This window comes from Leptospiraceae bacterium, from assembly GCA_016708435.1.
Taxonomy (GTDB): Bacteria; Spirochaetota; Leptospiria; order Leptospirales; family Leptospiraceae; genus UBA2033.
Genome location: JADJFV010000014.1, coordinates 1 through 18,716, shown reverse-complemented (window position 1 = coordinate 18,716; position 18,716 = coordinate 1). Strand labels below are relative to the sequence as shown.

Annotated in this window: 23 protein-coding genes and 2 pseudogenes; 8 read left to right on the top strand and 17 right to left on the bottom strand. The window is 35.9% G+C overall.

Going from position 1 to position 18,716, the window contains the following annotated elements:
• Positions 1-16: 16 nt before the first annotated feature.
• Positions 17-460 (bottom strand): single-stranded DNA-binding protein, encoded by a 444-nt coding sequence (ssb, locus tag IPH52_16290; GenBank protein MBK7056569.1) that lies wholly within the window; start codon positions 458-460, stop codon positions 17-19.
• Positions 461-464: 4 nt separating this feature from the next.
• Complete coding sequence (locus tag IPH52_16285) at positions 465-743, bottom strand: 30S ribosomal protein S6 (GenBank protein ID MBK7056568.1); 279 nt, start codon at positions 741-743, stop codon at positions 465-467.
• A 192-nt stretch (positions 744-935) separates the two neighbouring features.
• Between IPH52_16285 and IPH52_16280 the strand changes: the two genes are divergently transcribed.
• Positions 936-1,286 (top strand): hypothetical protein, encoded by a 351-nt coding sequence (locus IPH52_16280; GenBank protein MBK7056567.1) that lies wholly within the window; start codon positions 936-938, stop codon positions 1,284-1,286.
• A gap of 940 nt (positions 1,287-2,226) precedes the next feature.
• Here the strand turns inward: IPH52_16280 and IPH52_16275 are convergent.
• The 8 genes from IPH52_16275 to IPH52_16240 all read right to left on the bottom strand — a co-directional run bounded on the left by IPH52_16275 (position 2,227) and on the right by IPH52_16240 (position 9,381).
• Positions 2,227-2,604 (bottom strand): hypothetical protein, encoded by a 378-nt coding sequence (locus IPH52_16275; GenBank protein ID MBK7056566.1) that lies wholly within the window; start codon positions 2,602-2,604, stop codon positions 2,227-2,229.
• A gap of 380 nt (positions 2,605-2,984) precedes the next feature.
• Complete coding sequence (locus tag IPH52_16270; protein ID MBK7056565.1) at positions 2,985-4,358, bottom strand: Eco57I restriction-modification methylase domain-containing protein; 1,374 nt, start codon at positions 4,356-4,358, stop codon at positions 2,985-2,987.
• A 23-nt stretch (positions 4,359-4,381) separates the two neighbouring features.
• Positions 4,382-4,714 carry a hypothetical protein gene (locus IPH52_16265; GenBank protein ID MBK7056564.1) on the bottom strand — a complete coding sequence of 111 codons (333 nt, stop codon included), beginning with the start codon at positions 4,712-4,714 and terminating at the stop codon, positions 4,382-4,384.
• A complete protein-coding gene (locus IPH52_16260; GenBank protein ID MBK7056563.1) occupies positions 4,669-5,382 on the bottom strand; it encodes a hypothetical protein in 714 nt (237 codons plus the stop codon). Before IPH52_16260 ends, IPH52_16265 begins: the two co-directional genes overlap by 46 nt.
• Positions 5,376-5,768 (bottom strand): endonuclease domain-containing protein, encoded by a 393-nt coding sequence (locus tag IPH52_16255; protein ID MBK7056562.1) that lies wholly within the window; start codon positions 5,766-5,768, stop codon positions 5,376-5,378. The genes IPH52_16260 and IPH52_16255 overlap by 7 nt, the downstream gene beginning before the upstream one ends.
• Positions 5,769-5,926: 158 nt before the next feature.
• Positions 5,927-6,463 (bottom strand): hypothetical protein, encoded by a 537-nt coding sequence (locus IPH52_16250; protein MBK7056561.1) that lies wholly within the window; start codon positions 6,461-6,463, stop codon positions 5,927-5,929.
• A 99-nt stretch (positions 6,464-6,562) separates the two neighbouring features.
• Complete coding sequence (locus IPH52_16245) at positions 6,563-6,865, bottom strand: hypothetical protein (GenBank protein MBK7056560.1); 303 nt, start codon at positions 6,863-6,865, stop codon at positions 6,563-6,565.
• Entirely contained in the window at positions 6,817-9,381 is a 2,565-nt protein-coding gene (locus IPH52_16240; GenBank protein ID MBK7056559.1) for a DEAD/DEAH box helicase family protein, read from the bottom strand. The genes IPH52_16245 and IPH52_16240 overlap by 49 nt, the downstream gene beginning before the upstream one ends.
• 761 nt (positions 9,382-10,142) lie before the next feature.
• Between IPH52_16240 and IPH52_16235 the strand changes: the two genes are divergently transcribed.
• Positions 10,143-10,379 (top strand): hypothetical protein, encoded by a 237-nt coding sequence (locus tag IPH52_16235; protein MBK7056558.1) that lies wholly within the window; start codon positions 10,143-10,145, stop codon positions 10,377-10,379.
• Positions 10,380-10,456: 77 nt separating this feature from the next.
• On the opposite strand, the pseudogene IPH52_16230 reads toward IPH52_16235, so the two are convergent.
• From IPH52_16230 to IPH52_16205, 6 genes and pseudogenes are all read right to left on the bottom strand, one after another.
• Positions 10,457-11,210 (bottom strand): annotated as a pseudogene (locus tag IPH52_16230) (adenylate/guanylate cyclase domain-containing protein).
• A 30-nt stretch (positions 11,211-11,240) separates the two neighbouring features.
• Positions 11,241-11,384: pseudogene (locus IPH52_16225) on the bottom strand (hypothetical protein).
• A 28-nt stretch (positions 11,385-11,412) separates the two neighbouring features.
• Positions 11,413-12,903 (bottom strand): hypothetical protein, encoded by a 1,491-nt coding sequence (locus IPH52_16220; protein ID MBK7056557.1) that lies wholly within the window; start codon positions 12,901-12,903, stop codon positions 11,413-11,415.
• Between the two features lie 43 nt (positions 12,904-12,946).
• Positions 12,947-13,243 carry a hypothetical protein gene (locus tag IPH52_16215; protein ID MBK7056556.1) on the bottom strand — a complete coding sequence of 99 codons (297 nt, stop codon included), beginning with the start codon at positions 13,241-13,243 and terminating at the stop codon, positions 12,947-12,949.
• 44 nt (positions 13,244-13,287) lie between these two features.
• Positions 13,288-13,470 carry a hypothetical protein gene (locus IPH52_16210; protein MBK7056555.1) on the bottom strand — a complete coding sequence of 61 codons (183 nt, stop codon included), beginning with the start codon at positions 13,468-13,470 and terminating at the stop codon, positions 13,288-13,290.
• A gap of 197 nt (positions 13,471-13,667) precedes the next feature.
• The gene (locus IPH52_16205) at positions 13,668-13,907 is read right to left on the bottom strand and encodes a hypothetical protein (GenBank protein ID MBK7056554.1); all 240 of its coding nucleotides are present in this window, start codon (positions 13,905-13,907) and stop codon (positions 13,668-13,670) included.
• A 994-nt stretch (positions 13,908-14,901) separates the two neighbouring features.
• Here IPH52_16205 and IPH52_16200 point away from each other — a divergent pair.
• The 5 genes from IPH52_16200 to IPH52_16180 all read left to right on the top strand — a co-directional run bounded on the left by IPH52_16200 (position 14,902) and on the right by IPH52_16180 (position 16,504).
• Positions 14,902-15,204 (top strand): hypothetical protein, encoded by a 303-nt coding sequence (locus tag IPH52_16200; protein ID MBK7056553.1) that lies wholly within the window; start codon positions 14,902-14,904, stop codon positions 15,202-15,204.
• Positions 15,180-15,497, top strand: a complete 318-nt coding sequence (locus IPH52_16195; protein ID MBK7056552.1) for a hypothetical protein — start codon at positions 15,180-15,182, stop codon at positions 15,495-15,497. The genes IPH52_16200 and IPH52_16195 overlap by 25 nt, the downstream gene beginning before the upstream one ends.
• Before the next feature lie 164 nt (positions 15,498-15,661).
• A complete protein-coding gene (locus tag IPH52_16190; protein ID MBK7056551.1) occupies positions 15,662-15,892 on the top strand; it encodes a hypothetical protein in 231 nt (76 codons plus the stop codon).
• A 111-nt stretch (positions 15,893-16,003) separates the two neighbouring features.
• Positions 16,004-16,177: a hypothetical protein gene (locus IPH52_16185; protein ID MBK7056550.1), complete on the top strand. Its 174-nt coding sequence runs from the start codon at positions 16,004-16,006 to the stop codon at positions 16,175-16,177.
• 72 nt (positions 16,178-16,249) lie between these two features.
• Positions 16,250-16,504 carry a PIN domain-containing protein gene (locus IPH52_16180; GenBank protein ID MBK7056549.1) on the top strand — a complete coding sequence of 85 codons (255 nt, stop codon included), beginning with the start codon at positions 16,250-16,252 and terminating at the stop codon, positions 16,502-16,504.
• Between the two features lie 274 nt (positions 16,505-16,778).
• On the opposite strand, the gene IPH52_16175 is transcribed toward IPH52_16180, so the two are convergent.
• Entirely contained in the window at positions 16,779-16,946 is a 168-nt protein-coding gene (locus IPH52_16175; GenBank protein MBK7056548.1) for a hypothetical protein, read from the bottom strand.
• 1,173 nt (positions 16,947-18,119) lie between these two features.
• On the opposite strand from IPH52_16175, the gene IPH52_16170 reads away from it, so the two are divergent.
• Entirely contained in the window at positions 18,120-18,281 is a 162-nt protein-coding gene (locus tag IPH52_16170; GenBank protein ID MBK7056547.1) for a hypothetical protein, read from the top strand.
• Positions 18,282-18,716: the final 435 nt, after the last annotated feature.

Genomic DNA, 18,716 nt, shown 5'->3' with positions numbered 1-18,716 from the left:
TCTTGGTATTAAGTTGTTAAAAAACGGAATCGTCTTCGTTGATATCTGAGGCATAACCTGGATCATAGGCTTCCATCGGAACTTCTTGTTGTGAGTAAGAGCTATTAGCCCCGTTGGCACTACCACCGCCAGTGTTGCCACCGAGGAGTTGGAAGTTTTCGACTCTGATTCTGACTTTGCTATTTTTCTTTCCATCGGGAGCATCCCAAACAGATTGTTGCAGTCTGCCTTCTATGGCAAGTTGTTTGCCCTTAGTCGCATATTGCTTTAGCACGTCAGCTAACTTTCCCCATACATCGCAATCGAAGAAATGAGTTTCCTCTTTTTTTTCTCCGTTTGAAACATAGGTTCTGTTCGTCGCAAGACTGAAATTACAAACCGATGTGCCGCCGACGGTTTTAATTTCTGGATCTCTTGTGAGTCGTCCAATGAGAGTAACCCGATTTAGGTCATTTGCCATAAGATTATGCCTTGATGACGAGTGCTTTTAGGATGTTTTGGTTGAGCAAAAATTCACGCTCAATCTTTTCGATGGACTTTGCATCTGCTTTACACTTAATATGTGTGTAAAATCCAGATTCATGGCCTGCAATTGCATACCAGAGCTTTTTGATTCCCCAGTCTTCTTCGGAAGTGATCTCAGCAGAATATTTAGTTAAAATATCCTGAATGGCTTTTTTAGTTTCGTCTATGAGTGACTGAGAGCCCTCAGCAATGATAGACGTAATTTCATACGCTCGCATAATTGTCTCCTTTGGGTTAACCCTTAGTTCTGTTAAAGTCCACTTTCGCGAGAAATAGACACAGTAAGAGTAGAAGTATTTAGATTTTATGTCAGACTAAATCGACAATGACTAGAGTCAAGAGATTTGTAGTCTCAATGATTTATGCATTTCTTTTCGAATCCATGAGTCTAAAGATTAGGGGAGGCGGATATGAAACTTCCAAATAGTTTGCAACCAACTCTAATCGCAATCGGGATTTTAATCCTATTCAATTGTGCAAGTCTCGAAAGAGACTACAACGACAGAGTAGATTACTACCAGAATAGGAATTACTATAATCAATCTTATCCCTATAGCCAATATCCTTACGATTCAGGTTATCGAAATTATGGATATGGAGGCTACGGGCAACCAATGTCCGGGGCAGTAGCCAATCCTCATTTTAATGTTCCAAAATTTCATTCTTTTGGTCCTAGTCACCATCATGGAGGATTCGGTGGCTTCGGTCATGGACACCATCACGGCGGATTTGGTCATGGGCATCATGGGGGGAGGAGGTAGGCTTATACTTCACGAATTTGTTTTTTAATAATGCTTGTTGTTCTTGGAATCCCCCTTAATCCCCCTTTGCAAAAGGGGGTTCTGTGCTAACGTATATTTTTTTTATATCGTAAATCTATTTCTCTAAAAAATCCCACAACTCCTAAACCCCCTTTGCAAAGGGGGATTAAGGGGGATTTTTACTCCTAATAAGCTAATCATCATTACCCTCCAACTCTTTCCCCATTCTATACTTTATATCATAGTTGATGATATAATCCAACTCTTCCTCTGTGAACCCATAATGCTTTGCCAGCACGCGGTCGATGCAGTCAATGATGGGTTTGGAATCTTGAAATCCCCCTTAATCCCCCTTTGCGAAAGGGGGTTCTGTGCTAACGTATTTTTTTTATATCGTAAATCTATTTCTCTAAAAAATCCCACAACTCCTAAACCCCCTTTTGCGAAAGGGGGTTCTGTGCTAACGTATTTTTTTTATATCGTAAATCTATTTCTCTAAAAAATCCCACAACTCCTAAACCCCCTTTGCAAAAGGGGGTTCTGTGCTAACGTATATTTTTTTATATCGTAAATCTATTTCTCTAAAAAAATCCTACTACTCCTAAACCCCCTTTGCAAAGGGGGACTAAGGGGGATTTTTACCCCTAAAAAGCTAATCATCATTACCCTCCAACTCCTTCCCCATTCTATACTTTATATCATAGTTGATGATATAGTCCAACTCTTCCTCTGTGAACCCATAATGCTTTGCCAGCACGCGGTCTATGCAGTCAATGATGGGTTTGGAATCTTGAAATCCCCCTTAAACCCCCTTTGCGAAAGGGGGTTCTGTGCTAACGTATATTCTTTTTATATCGTAAATCTATTTCTCTAAAAAATCCTACTACTCCTAAACCCCCTTTGCAAAGGGGGACTAAGGGGGATTTTTACCCCTAAAAAGCTAATCATCATTACCCTCCAACTCCTTCCCCATTCTATACTTTATATCATAGTTGATTATATAGTCCAACTCTTCTTCCGTAAATCCGTAATGCTTTGCCAGCACGCGGTCTATGCAGTCAATGATGGGTTTTTTATTTTGATAATGAAAGCTTTCAATAGACAATCCACTTTTTGTCATAAACGTTGAATCTGCTTTTAAACCTTTCATTAATTTTTTTGAAAGCTCAACTAATGCAACTTTATCTGAATTCGAAAAATCGTTTAGCTTAATAGGAAATGATTCGATTTCTCGTTTATTTAGATTTCGACAATCCGAAAGAATATGAAAATACCAATAAAATAAGGACGAGGAAAGTAATCCTATTATTATGTGCATATCACTTTCTGAAGCAAAACTCATAGATTTCAATTCTGAAGGAAGCACGGTTTTCTTTGTTTTAAGATTTGTGATTGTAGGAATCGAATCAAGGAAGGATAAGAAATATCCAAATTTTCTCGTATAATAGACAACATTTTTTTCATTCTCGACTACAAAATTTTTTATCTTTGATTTAATTAAAATAAGTTTATTATAAATGTTTCTATCATATTCATTTCCTATTTTTTCTAAAGAATTTTCGAAATGAGAAAAATACTTTTCATTGGAACCATAAGATAACTTTGAATAGAGTAAAGCATTTCTTTCTTGATTATACCAACGAAAATATTTACTCGTATGAATTTCTTTATTTCCTTTCTTTGAATTAATAAAGATAGTTAGTCTTTTTGCGCGCCATCAAAAATCTGTGACGGTCGGTTTGAATAAAATGATATCCATGTTCCTGCATACATTTTAAGCATAAGATCTTTGAGTGTTTTAAATCCATCAGTGCCAAAGATGGAAATCGGAACAATCATACCGATTGAATGCTTTGTTAAAAAGGAACTCCTTTCTATTGAATACGCATACAAGTCCCCACAGTCTAATGTGTCGTAGCCTTTAACTTCATACTGCTCTTTAACATCTTTATACTCCACAGAAGGCGGATTACCCACTATCACATCAAAGCCACCATTCTTCATGATGCGGTAATATTCGATTACCCAATGAAAAGGCAAGTGCGTTAGCTTCCAAGCTACGAAATCTTTTTCGTATTTCTTTTTGTCTTTGTATTCTGTTTCGGAGATATTGTAGGAGATAGCGAGGAAGCGGTCTAGTTTGTCGTTTAAGAGTTTCATTTCAGAGTTGATGCGCTCTTTGATTGTTTGGATTGGTTCATCGTTTGAGTTCTCGCCTGATTCTGCGGATTGTCTTTTACGGAAGGTATCGTAGATTACATCTATATCACCTGCTTTCTTATGGATTTCTTTTAATTCGCTCCCGTAAAAGTTTAATGTTCCGAGGAGGGATTTTTCTATGTCTTCTAATTTTGTATATCCTATCAGGGTATTACCCGCATGGATGTTGAAGTCGATATCGGGTAATGGCTCTATACCTAAGTTCGGAGAATTATCATCGCTCTCTACTTGCGAAATAAGTTTTAGAAATAAACGGAGTTTGCAGATTTCGACTGCTTCTTCCATGATGTCTACACCATAGAGATTGTTTAGGATAATGGATTTGTAGATAAAGTATTTCCAATTCGCATGAGAAGATGCTTCTTGAATCGCAGGATTTTTTGCATCTAGTTCAGCTAAACGATTGAGACATGCTTCATAAATATCTTCTAGAATATTCAGAGCGGCTAACAAGAATGCGCCGGAACCACAAGTCGGATCAAGAATTGTAATAGACCGAATTGCATTGTATAGACTTTGCACAAACTCCAATTCCCCTTGTTCTATCGCATCTAAAACAAATTGAATGATGTTTAGATTTAATGTGATTAGGTCATTGATATTTATTGTGGTTGAGGAAATTTTTTCTTTTATCTCCTCATATCTCTGTCTTCTCGCAACTACTTCTCTCCATGTCTCTGTGGGTAATCCAAATTGTTCGGGAGCTTGCGTGTTCCAATTCGTTCTAGCCGAGACAGTTTTTATGCCTTTCGAAATTTCTGTCGGTAAATCATACTTACACCCATGCGATACTGCACTGTAGATGTATCTGTCTGGATCTGCTTGGAGTAATTTTGTAAAGAAAGATTGCATGGACTTAGATTCATTTGCTCTCTCTAAGAGCCAAGGGATGATTGTGTATTACAAATATAGCCAGTAATATCTTCCTTTGTATAATACGCGCCCATCTGTTTTTGGTTTGTAAATTTCTCAAAGATATAACATAATACATCGGGGTTAATTTCATTTTCTGCCGTGTCCTTCTTTTCATCTAAATCCCAAGACCACGCATCAAAGTAAGTAAAGATTTTTTCAAATGCTTTGTCTGCTATTTCAATATTTGGATAGAGAATTTCTAATTTATGCTTTTGAAAAAGCCCACCATTCAAGTATGGAATCTTTCCTAGAACTTCTTCAATTTCTTTCGGGCAGAGTTTGTTTCTTTGCAAAATCCTTCAAAGAAAAGTTTAGAAAGAAAGTCTGTGTAGAATTTATTCTTTTTACTCTTCGCAAATTCTTTTAGTTTATTGGAAAGATAGCTAGTATCTTTTTCTCCTAGAAGTTCTTTGTGTTGGATGAAGTAAATGAAGAGTAACCGGTTGATTAATACAGACGCATACCATCTTGTATGCTCCGGGTCTTTTATATTCTTAATTTCTTTTATGAATCCATCAATTAACTTTTTAAAATCATCATAGAATTTCTTCGTAATGTCCTTTCGCTCGAAGAGTTCATCAAAACTTTTTAGATCATTGAATTTTAAAGAAGAAAGTTTTTGTAAAGGAATCGCCTTTGCATTTTCTCTGATTCGATTCTTAGAAAATCTATATTTATGAAGACGAATTCCATCTTCCATCGTCTTACGGGTAAACGTCCAGTATTCGTAATCACTTGAAATAAACAATCGACAATAACAACCATAACGAAACTTTCTGGACTTCTTTTCAATATCTGCGGTATCCGAAACGATATGCACTTCTACAAAATCATTTCCATCATCCGTAATCTCAACATCAAGTCCATCCTCTGTCTTGTGACATTTTAGTCCAAGTCCGGCAAACAGGTTGTAAACGCTGTCAATGTTTTTAGTTTCTAAAAATGATTCTTTGGTTAGCATAGGTTTCCTTCTTTGGTTAATATTTGTTTTCTTTCATTCACTTTCTTTTTCAAATCCATTTCCACATTATCGAAGCGGTTTAATATTTCTTCATTAGAATATCGAATTACTTCAATTCCATAGCTATTTAGCACTTTTGTGCGATCTTCATCATATTCCATTGCGCCTTCGGCTAAATGGGATTCACCGTCAATTTCGATCACTAACTTTAACTCATTACAGTAAAAATCGACTATATACTGGCTAATGGGCTTTTGCCGTAGAAACCTTAATCCATTTAATCCATCCTTTGCTAAAAGTTCATACCAAATCTTTTTTTCCGCAAGAGTCATGTTTCGTCTTAACTTACGTGCTTTATCTTTTGAGTTCTTGTTGTAAGGAAGCATACTTTATATTCTTAAATCCCCCTTAGTCCCCCTTTGCAAAAGGGGTGTCGAGGTAGATGGAATTTTTAGACGAATAGGATAAGAAATACGAAAAATATATTTTAGAACAAAACCCCCTTTCGCAAAGGGGGGCAGGGGATTTAGAATTAACTTTATTGTTAAACATAAATACTCGCAAGCAACCGTCCATTAATCTCTACCGGTTTATACAAATACCCACGAATCATGGAATCGGATAAAATAACATCTTCATAATAACCGAAAAGCATTTCTGCAACATCTTTATACTGAGATGGATTAATCGAATGAGATAATTTTAAATTCTTCTTATCAATTGCTTTATTTAATTTGTTAATCTGCTCTGCATTCAATTGATGAATTTGTAATACGCTCAGTGTATCTTCTAAAATTTCTTTTCCATCGGGGCGAATGGCTAACACTACTTCGGTAAAAGATTTTCCGGTAAGAGTTTGTTCTTTATGTAGTAGAGTTTGTAAGAGAATCAGCACATCCATTTGACGACCTTTAATATGCGTTATGCGACGACTTACATTTCTTACGGAATTGATTTCTCGTTTTTCAGAAAGTAATCTCTCATATTCCACAGAAATTTTCTTATCCAAAGTCTTACACTCTTCTTTATTACTAACTTCATACAATGAATATCCATCTCTTTGTATAGCGTCTATCGTCAAAAATTCATCAGGATGTTTCTCTTTGATGGTTCCATCATTTGTTGTATATAACCAAAACCGAGAAAGTAAATCTCTTCTATCTCCATGCTCTCCTGAATTTCATATAACTGGTAAAAGTGCTTTAGGTTCTTTGTTTAGAATGGTGTAATAACTACTATTCGCTCCATCATTGAAAAATCCAGATTTAAAATCTTCTTTTCTGACTTGGTTTTCTCTAGCAGATAAATGTAATTTCAAACGAAAGAAATCTTCCTCTGTTTCTCCTTCGATTCTACGGAATAATTCTGTTTTCCTAGAAAGAGATTCTACCTCGGATGCAGACTTAGCGCCTCTTACTTTTTGAATTTCTTCTCCTATTGTTTGTGGCGTAATTTCTTCGTCGCTGCTTGATAGAATCGCCATTTCTTTCCTAAGAGCACAGACACTTGGCTGATCTTAGAAGTAAGAATCTCTACTAGTTGAATGAAGTCGTTTAGAATTTCATCCGGAATAAAATTTAATACACGAATTTTATTTTCAGAACCAATTCGATTTACTCTACCTATTCTTTGAACAATCCGCATTGGATTCCAAGGCAAATCATAATTAATCAGTAAATCAGCATCTTGTAAATTAACACCTTCTGAAAGGACATCGGTAGAAATAAGCAAATCTAATTCTTGAAATTCAGGCGAATGATAAGTATCCTCACTAACCTTTCTACCTTTAGGAGCAAAACGGTTTAGTTTATCATTTAAGAATTTATCTCCACCACTCACCATCTCATGTCGAATTGAAATTTCCTGATTGGATACAGACTTTTTAATATGAAAGTCAATGTATCGAACCGTTGCTTTGTATTCTGTAAAGGTAAGGCATTTTTTAAATCTTCCTTTTAGTTGTGTAATGTAATCAAATATTTTAGGATCTTCTAAGCTCAGAGGCTCTTTTGGATCTTTAAATAAAGGCTTGATATGAGAGTCAATGAATTCCTGAATAAGAGTCAAATCTTCCCTAATCCAATTTTTTAAATCATCTTTTGAAAATTCTTCCAGTTCTTCTTTGTCTACTTTTTCATCTGTGAACAAATCAAAAGTATCCTCTTCTGTTAAATCCCCTTTTAGATTTGCATTGTAGTTTTTGATAATCTCGTCTAAGTTTCCGCCAGTATCTAGCGCCTTATCCAAGGCTTCTTCTTTTGCGATTATATTTAGCAAGGATTCATAAAAAGCATAGATACTTGATTCAATTCTTTTGAACAGTAAAAGAAGATACAAATAAGAAAGCATCTTTCCACTATCAGGATTCGAAATCAAAATATGAGGAAGATGTAGTTTTTGTAAAAAACCTGGAAGCTCATTGAAGAGATAATGGTGTTTATCCTCATACTTATATTGAACTTTCTCAACAGATGGATCTTCGAATTGCAAAGGCTTTCCGGCGATTGTAATGTTTCCGTATTTTTCTTTAATCGTAGAGCGCATTCGAAGAAGCATCACTGCATTTAATATTTCTTGAATTTTACTTAAATTACTTTGAAAGTCTGCTCTTTCTTTTAATTCCGATAAAGTTTTTCCTTTTCGAAGTTCCGAAGTAATTTTCATAAACTCCCCAAATGCATTGGGAGTAAAACCTGCATTAGTCAATGTAACAGGTAAAATAGCAAGCTCTATTAAGTTTTTTAAATCCATTACGCTATTATTAAATGGTGTAGCGGTTAACAGCAATACATCCGCTCTCTTTTCTCTGGTATGAGGATGAAGCTCTTTTACGTTTCGATAAAGAACTGTTTCTCTATTTCTAAGTCTATGAGCCTCATCAATTACGATTAAATCAAAATCGATTTCTTTAAATTCTCTTCTTACCTTAGCCGGATCTAATTGCTGAAATTTTCCTTGCGAGTAGATAACCAAATGAGTAGATGTATCTACACCAAAATTTATAAGCATAGTTTCTTTCCATTGATCAATTAAGGTTGGTGGGCAAATGATGATTACCTTCTTATTCTCAAGTCTATAACGGCGAATTACCTCTCCTGCTGTAAATGTCTTTCCAAGACCAACAGAGTCAGCAACAATTGCCCCGCCAAATCTTTCCAATTTTGTTAAAACATTTTCTGCACCGATTCTTTGGAATTCTGCCAACTGATCAAAATTATGAGTAGTATCCTCTGTGAGTTTACCAAGATAATGTTTGAGTAAAAATAAAAGCATTTGAAAAGGACTAAGAAATTTTTTAGGAGTATCCGTTTCTTTTCGTTCTTTAATTCCTGAAGCGTCTATTACTTCCAATAGTTTATGATTAAAATCTTCTGTATGATTCTCCCATAGATCATCATACCATTTTAAAAGTTCTTTGTATACATGGTCGTTTCGATTTCCAAGATTTAACTCACTGTTATCTGTTAGCCCCGATACACTAAAATTAGAAAAGCCTACAATCGAAACATAGCTATTAATTGAGGCACTCAAAGGAATAGAAGCAAGATAAGCCTTGGCATGAAAAAAATCTTTGGTATAAATTTTAACCTCTAAAACTTTTTTCTGCAACAGTTCGATTAAATATTCAGCCCAAGAAGGATTTGCAAAAGATAAATCTTGTTCGAATTCAGCAATAGCAGATTTTTCAATTTCTTCGAATTGAATTCCTTTTTGTAGAATATTAGCCGTTAGCCGATCTGTCTTGGGACTAATGATAAATCTAATTTTCGTAGAAGAATTTTCTGCATTTAATTTTTCATTTTTACTTAGAGCATCTGCGATTTGCTGGAATCCACTGAAATAAAAATATCCAACAGCAATACTAATCAGATCCGCCGATTGAAAAACAAAATGATTCAGAACATAATCGAATTTTCTTTCTTGATTTTTATTATCTATAATTTCCGGAAAATCCATTTTTAACACCAAACCAAATCTAAATTGAAACCATTCATTCATTTTAATGGCACAGCCAGACAAATTAAGATTATTTACTAGGTTTTATTTGTCAAGATTATCAAGTTTTGCTTCAAAAAACCATTGTCCTCCTTAGCAAATACGATTTTGTTTTGAATCTCAATGACTTCTAAACATTGTTAAAATTTCAAATGACTGTTCCCGTCTATACCAATTTAATCTATCAAGTAAGTGTTTCCTTTTACCTTTGTATAAGAAGACGATGCACATAACATAGGGTAGGAATGGGTTCCTAATATTTCAAATATGGGTTAGAGGGGCATAGGGAACCTATAGTGAGTCTATGTTTGAACCTATCGCTACCCTATGTTTGATAAAACGTCATCTTATACGCAGCTTATACAAAGCGTATAAGCAGTGTTAGCCTCATTGTCATCCTGAGCTTGTCGAAGGAAAATTGTGCTACAAGGCAAATATGCCTTAATTACGCATTAGAGCCACGAAACTGTCGAACTGTGTAATTATTGGAAAAAAATATTTGATAAAGAATAATTTCAGTTGATTTTCGATTAGCCGCATACGAAGATTATTTTAACTGAAATGCATCTATTCTTGCTTAACGCGCATAATGGAAAGAAACCCCTTGCTCATTGGGAAAGGGGGAATATAGGAATATACCGCAACAAAAAGAATGTCATGGTGAGGCTCTCGAATCCATGACTCTAAACGAATAAGTCACCCATTCGAGAGCCTCAGGGTGGCAAATAAATCAAATGCAAGTAGCATTTAAGGAATTTATATTTATGATAACATTAATAAAAATATTTTTAGGAAACGTTGCCGGAGTAGTAGGCGACATATTAGCATTAGCCGTTCTCGTAAAACGGGCAATCCAGCAAGTGTTTGTCTATATATTTACAGGCAATGGTGATACTTCTAGAACATCTCAATATGCAGGAAGTGTGATAGTTTGGGAAGGAGGTCTTTTAGTTATTCAAATCCCCCTTTGTCCCCCTTTAAAAAAGGGGGTTTTGTTCTAAGTGGTGCTTATTTGTAAAAATATGCACTACTCCGAAACCCCCTTTCGCAAAGGGGGATCAAGGGGGATTTTCAGCTGTTAGTCGCAAAGTAAATAAGTCTCCATGTTTCCTTTGCCTTTGATTTCCATGACTCCTCTTGATTCAAATTGGTATTTGTCTTTCACTAAGTTGTAAGTGCTTTCTGTTACATGGATTCTTCCTGGGAACGCCGTGTGATTCCATACGACTGGCAGTGTTTACAGAGTCGCCCCAGAGATCATAAATGAATTTATGGGTTCCGATAACGCCTGCAACTACTTCGCCTGTATTTATTCCAATGGAATCGCAAGAGTTGTCTGATACATTTTATTAAAATCGTCGATAGCGGATAACATTTGTTTTGCGACTTCGATCATGATGGAAGCATGATCCGTAGTGATTTCTGGTAAGCCAGCAACTACCATATAGCAGTCTCCAATTGTTTTGATTTTTTCTACTTTTAAATCAACTGAGATTTTATCAAAGCGACTGAATAAATCGTTTAACTTAGAGACTAGCCCCAGGATTTACAGTCTGAGAAAGCTTTGTAAATCCAACAATGTCAGCAAATAATACAGTGACCTGTGCGAATGAGTCAGCGATATTTGATTCTCCATTTTTCAAACGCTCTGCTATATTCTTAGGGAGGATATTTAAAAGTAGCCGCTCGGATGTTTCTTTCTCTGCAAAGAGTTCTTTGGTTCTGATTTGAACGAGTGCTTCTAGTTTTAGGTTTTCTTGTTTTATCTGATAGACTCGAAGGGTATAGACACCATACATTAAACCAAACGCAAGTAGAGTCAGGGGAGTCATGAAGCGCCAATCAAAATAAAAGGGTGGGGCGATTCTAATATTAATTTCGTGAAAGGCTTCGTTCTTGAGCTTATCGTTGTTTGCCCCTCTAACTTTAAAAATATGTGTCCCGTGGGGAAGGTTGTAATAGGTTTTGGTTCCACTACTTTGTATGGAAGAAGGATTTTGTTCTATTCCATTTTGAACGTGAACAAACTCATATTCATTGTTCTCCGAAAGTGACTAGACTTAACGAGGCTGCATCTAATTGAATTGTGTTCTGGTGGTGCTCTAATTCATTTTTTGGGAAATCATAACTAGGAGCTTCTTTATTGATTTTTATTTTAGTAAAATAAACATTTGGTATTTTATCATTTTTAATTTCAGTATTGTGCGGGACAATCGAAAGTCCTTCGCTCGTTCCTATATACGCATAATCTTCATCAGCCGCACTGGAATTAAAATTGCAAAAATCTCCAGCTAGCCCATCATTCTTGTTGTATAGAACAGCTTTCTTTCCTTCTATGTAGTGAACTAATCCTTTGCTAGTTCCAATCCAATAACCTTCGGGTTCTTTCTTATTTTTTGCATTCCTATAAGGAAGGATACTCACAATTTGCCCGTCCGGTAGCTCATTTTCCTTGGTGAGCACAAATGTAATAACATCGTCTTTGTCGATTACAAGTTTATCATCTCCAATGAGGAAATGTTTTTCGGAAATAGGAAGAAATACCTGAATCTTGTTTAATTTATTATTATCTTTTATGTATCTATCTTTCTTAAACAGAGTAATAAATTTATTATTATCCTTATTTAGTTTTAAGATTCGCTCTGAGCTTTGTAGATAAAGATTTTTTTCATCTAAGCTTTGAACGATTCTCCAAAATACTTCTCGTGTTTTTTCGTCATTGTAATCAATTCTGGTTTGCTCATTTATATTGAGTAAATTGATTCTTCTAATTTTTTTCCCTTCCGAAACATACAGCGCGTCTTTAAATTTATCCATTGAATATACGGCTTTAATTGGCTTTTCGAGTTCTTTCGTAAAAATTTCGTATTGATAGATTGAATTCCCCTGTAAATAAAATAAACCACTTTCTGACCCAAACCAAATCCTTCCGTAGTCATCTTCTACTATTGCTCTGATTTTAATTAGCGACTTATGGTTCGTAGCCTCTAGTATGGATGTAAATTTACCATTCTCAAACTTTGTAACATTTGTTTGTGTTCCAAGCCAAATTCTATTTTTAGAGTCCTTTATAATAAAGCGTATATTCGGATCATTTAAGCCCTGCTTTATCTCGGAAAACTTTGTGATTTTATTATGATAGTATTTTTTTAAGCCGGAGCCATAGGTTTCAACCCAAATCGTATTTTCTTTATCAATAAAACAGGAATTTACATTTTGATATTCCCTGAGTATAATGCTTGTCTTCTTTAAGAATGGATTTTCTAATTGGGAAAGAAAGGATAATTCTTTTGCGCCACTATTCCTATTCTCGCAAATTAAATATCGATGTGCAGGATTGAGTTTATCATAAGGACGATAAATTTCTCCTTCTTCCTTTTCTCCAATAGGGGAATAATGGTATAATCCGCGATTTCTATACGAAACAATAATTCTATTTTCGTTTGATTCGGATTCAATTTCTTCATTGATTCCAATTATATCTTCTTTTTCAGAAATTAATTTATATTTCTCTTCTTTTAGCAAAACGATAAATAGACCTTCTTTCTTAGTTCCAACCCAGATAGATTCATTGCTTGCCTTGTATATGGATTGGTATTGACTTGTTGTCTTTTTTTGTTATTTCAATTCCTCTTATTTCTTTTTCTTTGATTCGGAAGAGTCCATCTGTGGTTCCGATTAGAAAATTATTCTTATCAATTTTGGCAATAGCTCTTATGTCTTTATTTTCAAGATCTTTTAAGAATGGGAATTCATTTTGATCGGAAGAAATTTTTCCATTTCTTATAATGGTAAGTCCGAGTTCTGTTCCCACCCAGACATCATCGTTGTCTTTGTCTGCAAAAAAACAGTGCGACAGCGTCAAAGGATAATCCATCTTTCATAGTATAGGTTCTGAATTCACGACCATCATAGGACTGATTCCGCCGTAGGTTCAATCCATAAGAATCCATTCTTGTCTTGATCTATGGAACTAACGATATTATTAGCCAGTCCGTCTGTAGACGAATAGGTTTTAGAAATATATCCTTTTTTCATTGGATCTGCGAATAAGGAAAGAGCGAATAGAAAAAATAAAAATAAATAGTGCATGAATCCAATTCACAAGAATCCAAATTTTAGGATAGCAAAAATCGAACTTTTAAGAGAGTTCACAAAGATCACTGAGAAAAAGCCCAATAAATTCAATGTTATTTACGAACCCTGCATCATTTAGAGTAATTTTTAATATTTAATTTTACTCCAGACTATGTCTCCCATCTTACTATAAAGAATTTCATTCTTGGAATTTAGAATGTAAGTAGTGGGGATGGCTTGGATTTCGTATTCGTCAAACGATTTGGGAAGAGTGTAGAAATGGAACGGATACTTGTATTTATCCTTAAATGGTTTTCTTTGGCAGTTCTGCCAAATCGCAATTCGCCGCAGTTTCTTTTGATGGCGGGTTCGATATAATCGTAACGCATTCTCTGGTAGATCGCATACTCTTGATTTAACTCATAGTGAATGCCTACATAGTTGGCATCCAAAATAGAATTAAAAATAAACGAAGAGCTAAATCCAACTGGCTCAGAACCTAGAAAAAATCCTTTAATGATAAAGTCACTGCCTAGATTTCGTTTTAAATTTACAAAGGATTCTGCATTGAGGGAGCCGAATTGGAAAGAAGAGTTATGATAATTAGACTCAACGAAAGGATTAAAATTGTTTGTATCTTTGTCTAGCTTAGTTTTCTGTCAAAAAATCTTTTTTGTAATTTTTTTTAAGTGCTATTTATTAATAGTTTTGCTTGACATCGATTTTTAAAGCGTTTAACCTATAAGGAAGAAAAGATATCTTTTAATTTGGAAGTCTGATATACTATGAAAGTCTTTCTTTCTTTATTACTACTAGCATTCGGGTTGGCTTGTTTGGATAAAAGTCCAAAATTAAAATCGCTTTTCTCTTTGCCTAACAACGCCTCTACCGTTTCATAACACCAATCCCAACTCCTGTGCTTTCTAGTTCGAAAGATCTAAAGAGTTTTCAGTTTCTTAAAATTTCTCCACCTGTTACTGCTACGATTTCTGGATCTGAGTATAACGGCTGTTTTACCTTCCAGTATATCTCTCACTAATTTAGTAGCAACTTTAGACATTGACGGCTAATTCTATTTATGCGAATGAGTTTTACAAAGCAATGGAAATTGACTAATGATTTTACAAAATCCAGTTACCTATTCACTGGTAGCAGAAGATGGGTCTAGAGGGAATACACTGTGACTTTGACAAATTTGGGTTATAGTATTTTAGGAAGTGCGGAGTTGTCAATGTAACCGGTCTAACTGCTTCTGATACTCCTGGAGATGTATATGATACGAGTGGAAATTCCTTTAAGACATTCGACAATAATACAAAGATAGGCAATATTACCGAGTAATACGAATTTTGCGCTGAGCTTCAAATCTCAACCAACAGGTAAAGCCCGTGTGCTCTTTACGGAGGAACCCTTTCGGGAACATTAACAGCGGATGTAAGTTTTACAGTGAATTGTGTTGGCGGGTATCTAGTAGGTGGAAAAGTCCTTTCTACTCTTTCCACCTTTACGATTGCGGCTAACGCAGCAAGCGTAACGACTGTAGCTGGTTCGCTTCCGACAACTTCGAATTCCGGCTATGTAGACGCTGTAGGGGGAACTGCTAGATTTAACTTTCCTCTCGGAGTGACTTCGAATGGAAAAGATTTATTTATCGCCGACTCTAGCAATCACTGCATTCGAAAGTATGAAATTGCGACAGGAAATGTAACCACGGTAGCAGGACTGTGCGGGACTCTTCGGGAACGTTAGACGGAACAGGAAGTGCGGCAAGATTTAATTTTCCGATTCAAATTTCAACTGATGGAACCAGTTTATTTGTATGCGATAGAGCAAACAATATGATTCGCAAAGTCGATATTAGCTCCACGGCGGTAACTACATTAATTGGACTAGGAGGAGCCTCAGGAGATGCAATTGGAGTTGGAAGTGTTGCTAGAATTAATTTCCCAAATGGAATTACTACAGATGGAAATTATCTTTATATATTAGTGATAGAAATAATAATAAGATTAAAAGGTATCTCATTTCTTCTGGAGTTGTAACTTAATGTAGGGAGACGGAACTACCGCTGCTGTAGATAGCACTAACGGTATAACGGCAAGTCTCAATAGACCCTGTGATTTCTGTATCCGTTGGAAATTATTTATATGTTGTAGAATGTGGGAAGTAATACATTGCGTAAGATTAGTATGAGCGCTCCTTTGCAGTGACAACAATCGCAGGAAGTGGAGTAGCAGCCTCAACAGATGGAATTGGACTTGTGGCAGAATTCAATGAACCGCACGGAATCGAAAAACAGACGGAGAATCTATTCATAACAGAATACACAGGACAAAAAATTCGCAGAGTAAAAATTTCTAGTTTCGATGTAGTTACCATTGCAGGGCTAATGGCTACCAGGACGGAACAGGAGCATCTGCACTTCTTGGAAATCTAGGTGGAATAACATCAGACGGAACTCGTTTGTATTTTGTTGATGCTTCAAACCATGCGCTACGAAGAATGATAACGTTGCAGATTGAAAGTAAAAAAATGTTTACTTTTTGAAATGACCACTTATAATAGACATATGGAAGATTATACGATTACTGAATTCAAACAAAACTGTTTACGTTTACTTGATGACAAGAGAGATTTTCTAAACCAATACTTGTTCATAAGCGGAAATAAACCAATTGCTTATTTAGTTCCAGTTTCTCTTTGGAAAAGACAAAACAATTAAGCCTTAAGGGCAGTGTCAAGATTCATAGTAATAAATTGGAAGAAATCTCTTTTTCTGATCAATGGAAAACCTTTGAAACTAATACTTGATACTCATATTTTTATTTATTATATGAACGGTAGTAAAATGCCTACGCGTATTAAAGTCGCTATCGAAAATGCAAAAGAAGTTTTGTTATCCACCATCACCTCTTGGGAAATATTTATGCTTGCTAAACACGGGCATATTACTCTTAGCCTCCCGCCGATTCAATGGTGTGATAGCGCAATTGCTGAATCAGGATTTAAGGAAATTCCTATCTCTTCTAAGATTTCGAATATCGCATAAAACCTAAAATGGGATCACAAAGACCCTGCTGATAGATGGATTGTAGCCACTGCATTTCCGAAAGGGCAACGCTTGTTACCCCGATAGGAAAATTCTGGCGTTTAAGAAAGTAAAGGCTCTTAGTTTAAAAAAAGATAAGTGAAATTATGGAAAAGATCAGTGATATTTCAGAAATGATCAGTGATGTTTTAAAAAAGATCAATGATGTTTTTTGCAATGCAAAGGGGATTCTTGAAAGTTTAGTTAGATATTATTTATTCGTAGACTTTAGATTTTATTGAACAAATCGAGTGATGAATAAGGATTGTTTTGGTTTGGTTGGATTGGTTGTTCCACCTAAGTCTCCGGTGGTTGTTCCGGCTCCATACATTGTATTGTTAGAATCAAATGTGACTCCTTGACCAACCGTTGCAGCACCAGCAGCACCAATTAGCTTGTCCATTTTACTGTATCAGAAAGTAAATCGTATTTCATAATAAACATATCTTGTGTGCCATTCAGGGTTCTTCTCCATTTAAATTGCCACTTGTTTCACCCGTAATATAAATATTGGATCCTGAAAGTGTGATTGCACACCTTTGTATTCGTTGCACCAGCTACTCCATAGACTTTAGTCCATTGCCTGATTCCAGAAGGGGAATGAATTTAATTAAGTAGGCATCATTGTTTGAACCAGAGGAATTTTTGGAGATTCCAAGTCAAATGCAGAATGAAGTAAAATAACCTGTACATAAATATTGTTAGATGAATCAATGCTATTCCAAACCCAGCTCCACTGTTTACACTTCCACAAGTTGAATAAGACATGCTTGAATTAAAAATAAAAATGGCTAACTTGCTATAGCATTTGTTGTTCCACATCTAGTTGTAATCTTAGTCATTCCTGCTACGATAATATTACCGTTAGGCGAGATAGCTATTCCATAACCTTCTATACCATCACCTCCGGGTTTGGCTAATCCATCTGTTAAAAAAAAACCCGGCCAGATCCCATTTGTATATGCTTGACAATGAATAAAAATTGCCGCCGTTCGGATGGCTAAAATGAATCTAGACTAGGTCCATTCTTATAACTCGTTACACAAGAGTTTCGCTATTGATCCATCAACAGCTATTGCATTGCCAAACGTAGATGCATCCCTCCTCTTAGCTTAGTCCATTGCTTTGTTATTTGTATTGTATTTACTCACAAATAAATTTGCAGAGCCTACAGTATTTCCATCTAGATTACCCTATTGTATAGCCTGATAAATAAACATTGCCACTAGCATCCAATTCTAGTTCCCTTGCAGGATCGTGTCCGCACCTGCAACTCCTAACATTTGAGTCCATGATCGAGTTCCATCCAAACTATACTTACTAATAAACAAAGCCTGATTTGCAGGAGGCAGGACTTGTAACTCCGTCCATATTACCCATTACATTTCCGGATAGGAAAAGACTTGAGCTAATGGAAGTATTATCTACTAAAGCTTCCTGCATTTACGCCCACATCTTGTCCACTTCACCCCACTAATCACCGTCCAAACATTTTCCCCCGTCCCCCCAAAACCTGCAGAGGAACGGTAAACGTAGTGTTGCCGCCAGGATTAGGCAGTCACTGTAAAGTTCGTAAGTGGAAGGGCGCCCGACTGGCAGTGAACAGGTAATTACCCCCGTTGTTGCATCGACTGGTTACTCCGGTGGTAGAGTAGAAGGAGAAATAGTCCAAGAGGAAACGGTGCCTGTGATAGTGGGGCTAATGACTGTTGTGTTTCCGGGAATGAGCTTTGATTGAAGGGGCTGTTACTGTGGGCAAGATTATCGGGGAGCAGGAATTGTGGCCGTTGTGGGGTGTTTGTTATGGGCGTTGTGGTTGAAGTGGAATTAGTTCCACTTCAACGGTTGAAATTCTTACTCCACTGACTAATGCGGTTGTTGTACCTGTTGCCAGGAGCTTACGTCAAAAGGAGACTTTTTTGCTTTTAAACAGAAAGAGAAAATAAGTAAGATTAGAACTGTAATTCCCATTTTGAGCCCATGTAGGGTATAACAATTCGAAATAACTTTTTGCAAATTAATTTTCAGCTTTATTCTAAATCTCAACTAAAAATAGCGAGTCCCTATTTATCTTATATTTTCTTGTATTCTAACTTGAGTTCTTTCAAAGAATACACGCAGCTTAGCCGGAGGTAGAGCAAGTCTAAGACTTGTTTCTTGTAATTTTTATTTG

Bases quoted from the DNA above. Each gene is read 5' to 3' on its own strand.
- IPH52_16270 (MBK7056565.1), bottom strand. From the start codon at position 4,358: ATGCAATCTTTCTTTACAAAATTACTCCAAGCAGATCCAGACAGATAC.
- IPH52_16255 (MBK7056562.1), bottom strand. From the start codon at position 5,768: ATGCTTCCTTACAACAAGAACTCAAAAGATAAAGCACGTAAGTTAAGA.
- IPH52_16240 (MBK7056559.1), bottom strand. From the start codon at position 9,381: ATGAATGAATGGTTTCAATTTAGATTTGGTTTGGTGTTAAAAATGGAT.
- IPH52_16235 (MBK7056558.1), top strand. From the start codon at position 10,143: ATGATAACATTAATAAAAATATTTTTAGGAAACGTTGCCGGAGTAGTA.
- IPH52_16245 (MBK7056560.1), bottom strand. From the start codon at position 6,865: ATGGCGATTCTATCAAGCAGCGACGAAGAAATTACGCCACAAACAATA.
- IPH52_16260 (MBK7056563.1), bottom strand. From the start codon at position 5,382: ATGCTAACCAAAGAATCATTTTTAGAAACTAAAAACATTGACAGCGTT.
- IPH52_16185 (MBK7056550.1), top strand. From the start codon at position 16,004: ATGACCACTTATAATAGACATATGGAAGATTATACGATTACTGAATTC.
- IPH52_16210 (MBK7056555.1), bottom strand. From the start codon at position 13,470: ATGCACTATTTATTTTTATTTTTTCTATTCGCTCTTTCCTTATTCGCA.
- ssb (MBK7056569.1), bottom strand. From the start codon at position 460: ATGGCAAATGACCTAAATCGGGTTACTCTCATTGGACGACTCACAAGA.
- IPH52_16175 (MBK7056548.1), bottom strand. From the start codon at position 16,946: ATGGACAAGCTAATTGGTGCTGCTGGTGCTGCAACGGTTGGTCAAGGA.
- IPH52_16280 (MBK7056567.1), top strand. From the start codon at position 936: ATGAAACTTCCAAATAGTTTGCAACCAACTCTAATCGCAATCGGGATT.
- IPH52_16285 (MBK7056568.1), bottom strand. From the start codon at position 743: ATGCGAGCGTATGAAATTACGTCTATCATTGCTGAGGGCTCTCAGTCA.
- IPH52_16275 (MBK7056566.1), bottom strand. From the start codon at position 2,604: ATGCACATAATAATAGGATTACTTTCCTCGTCCTTATTTTATTGGTAT.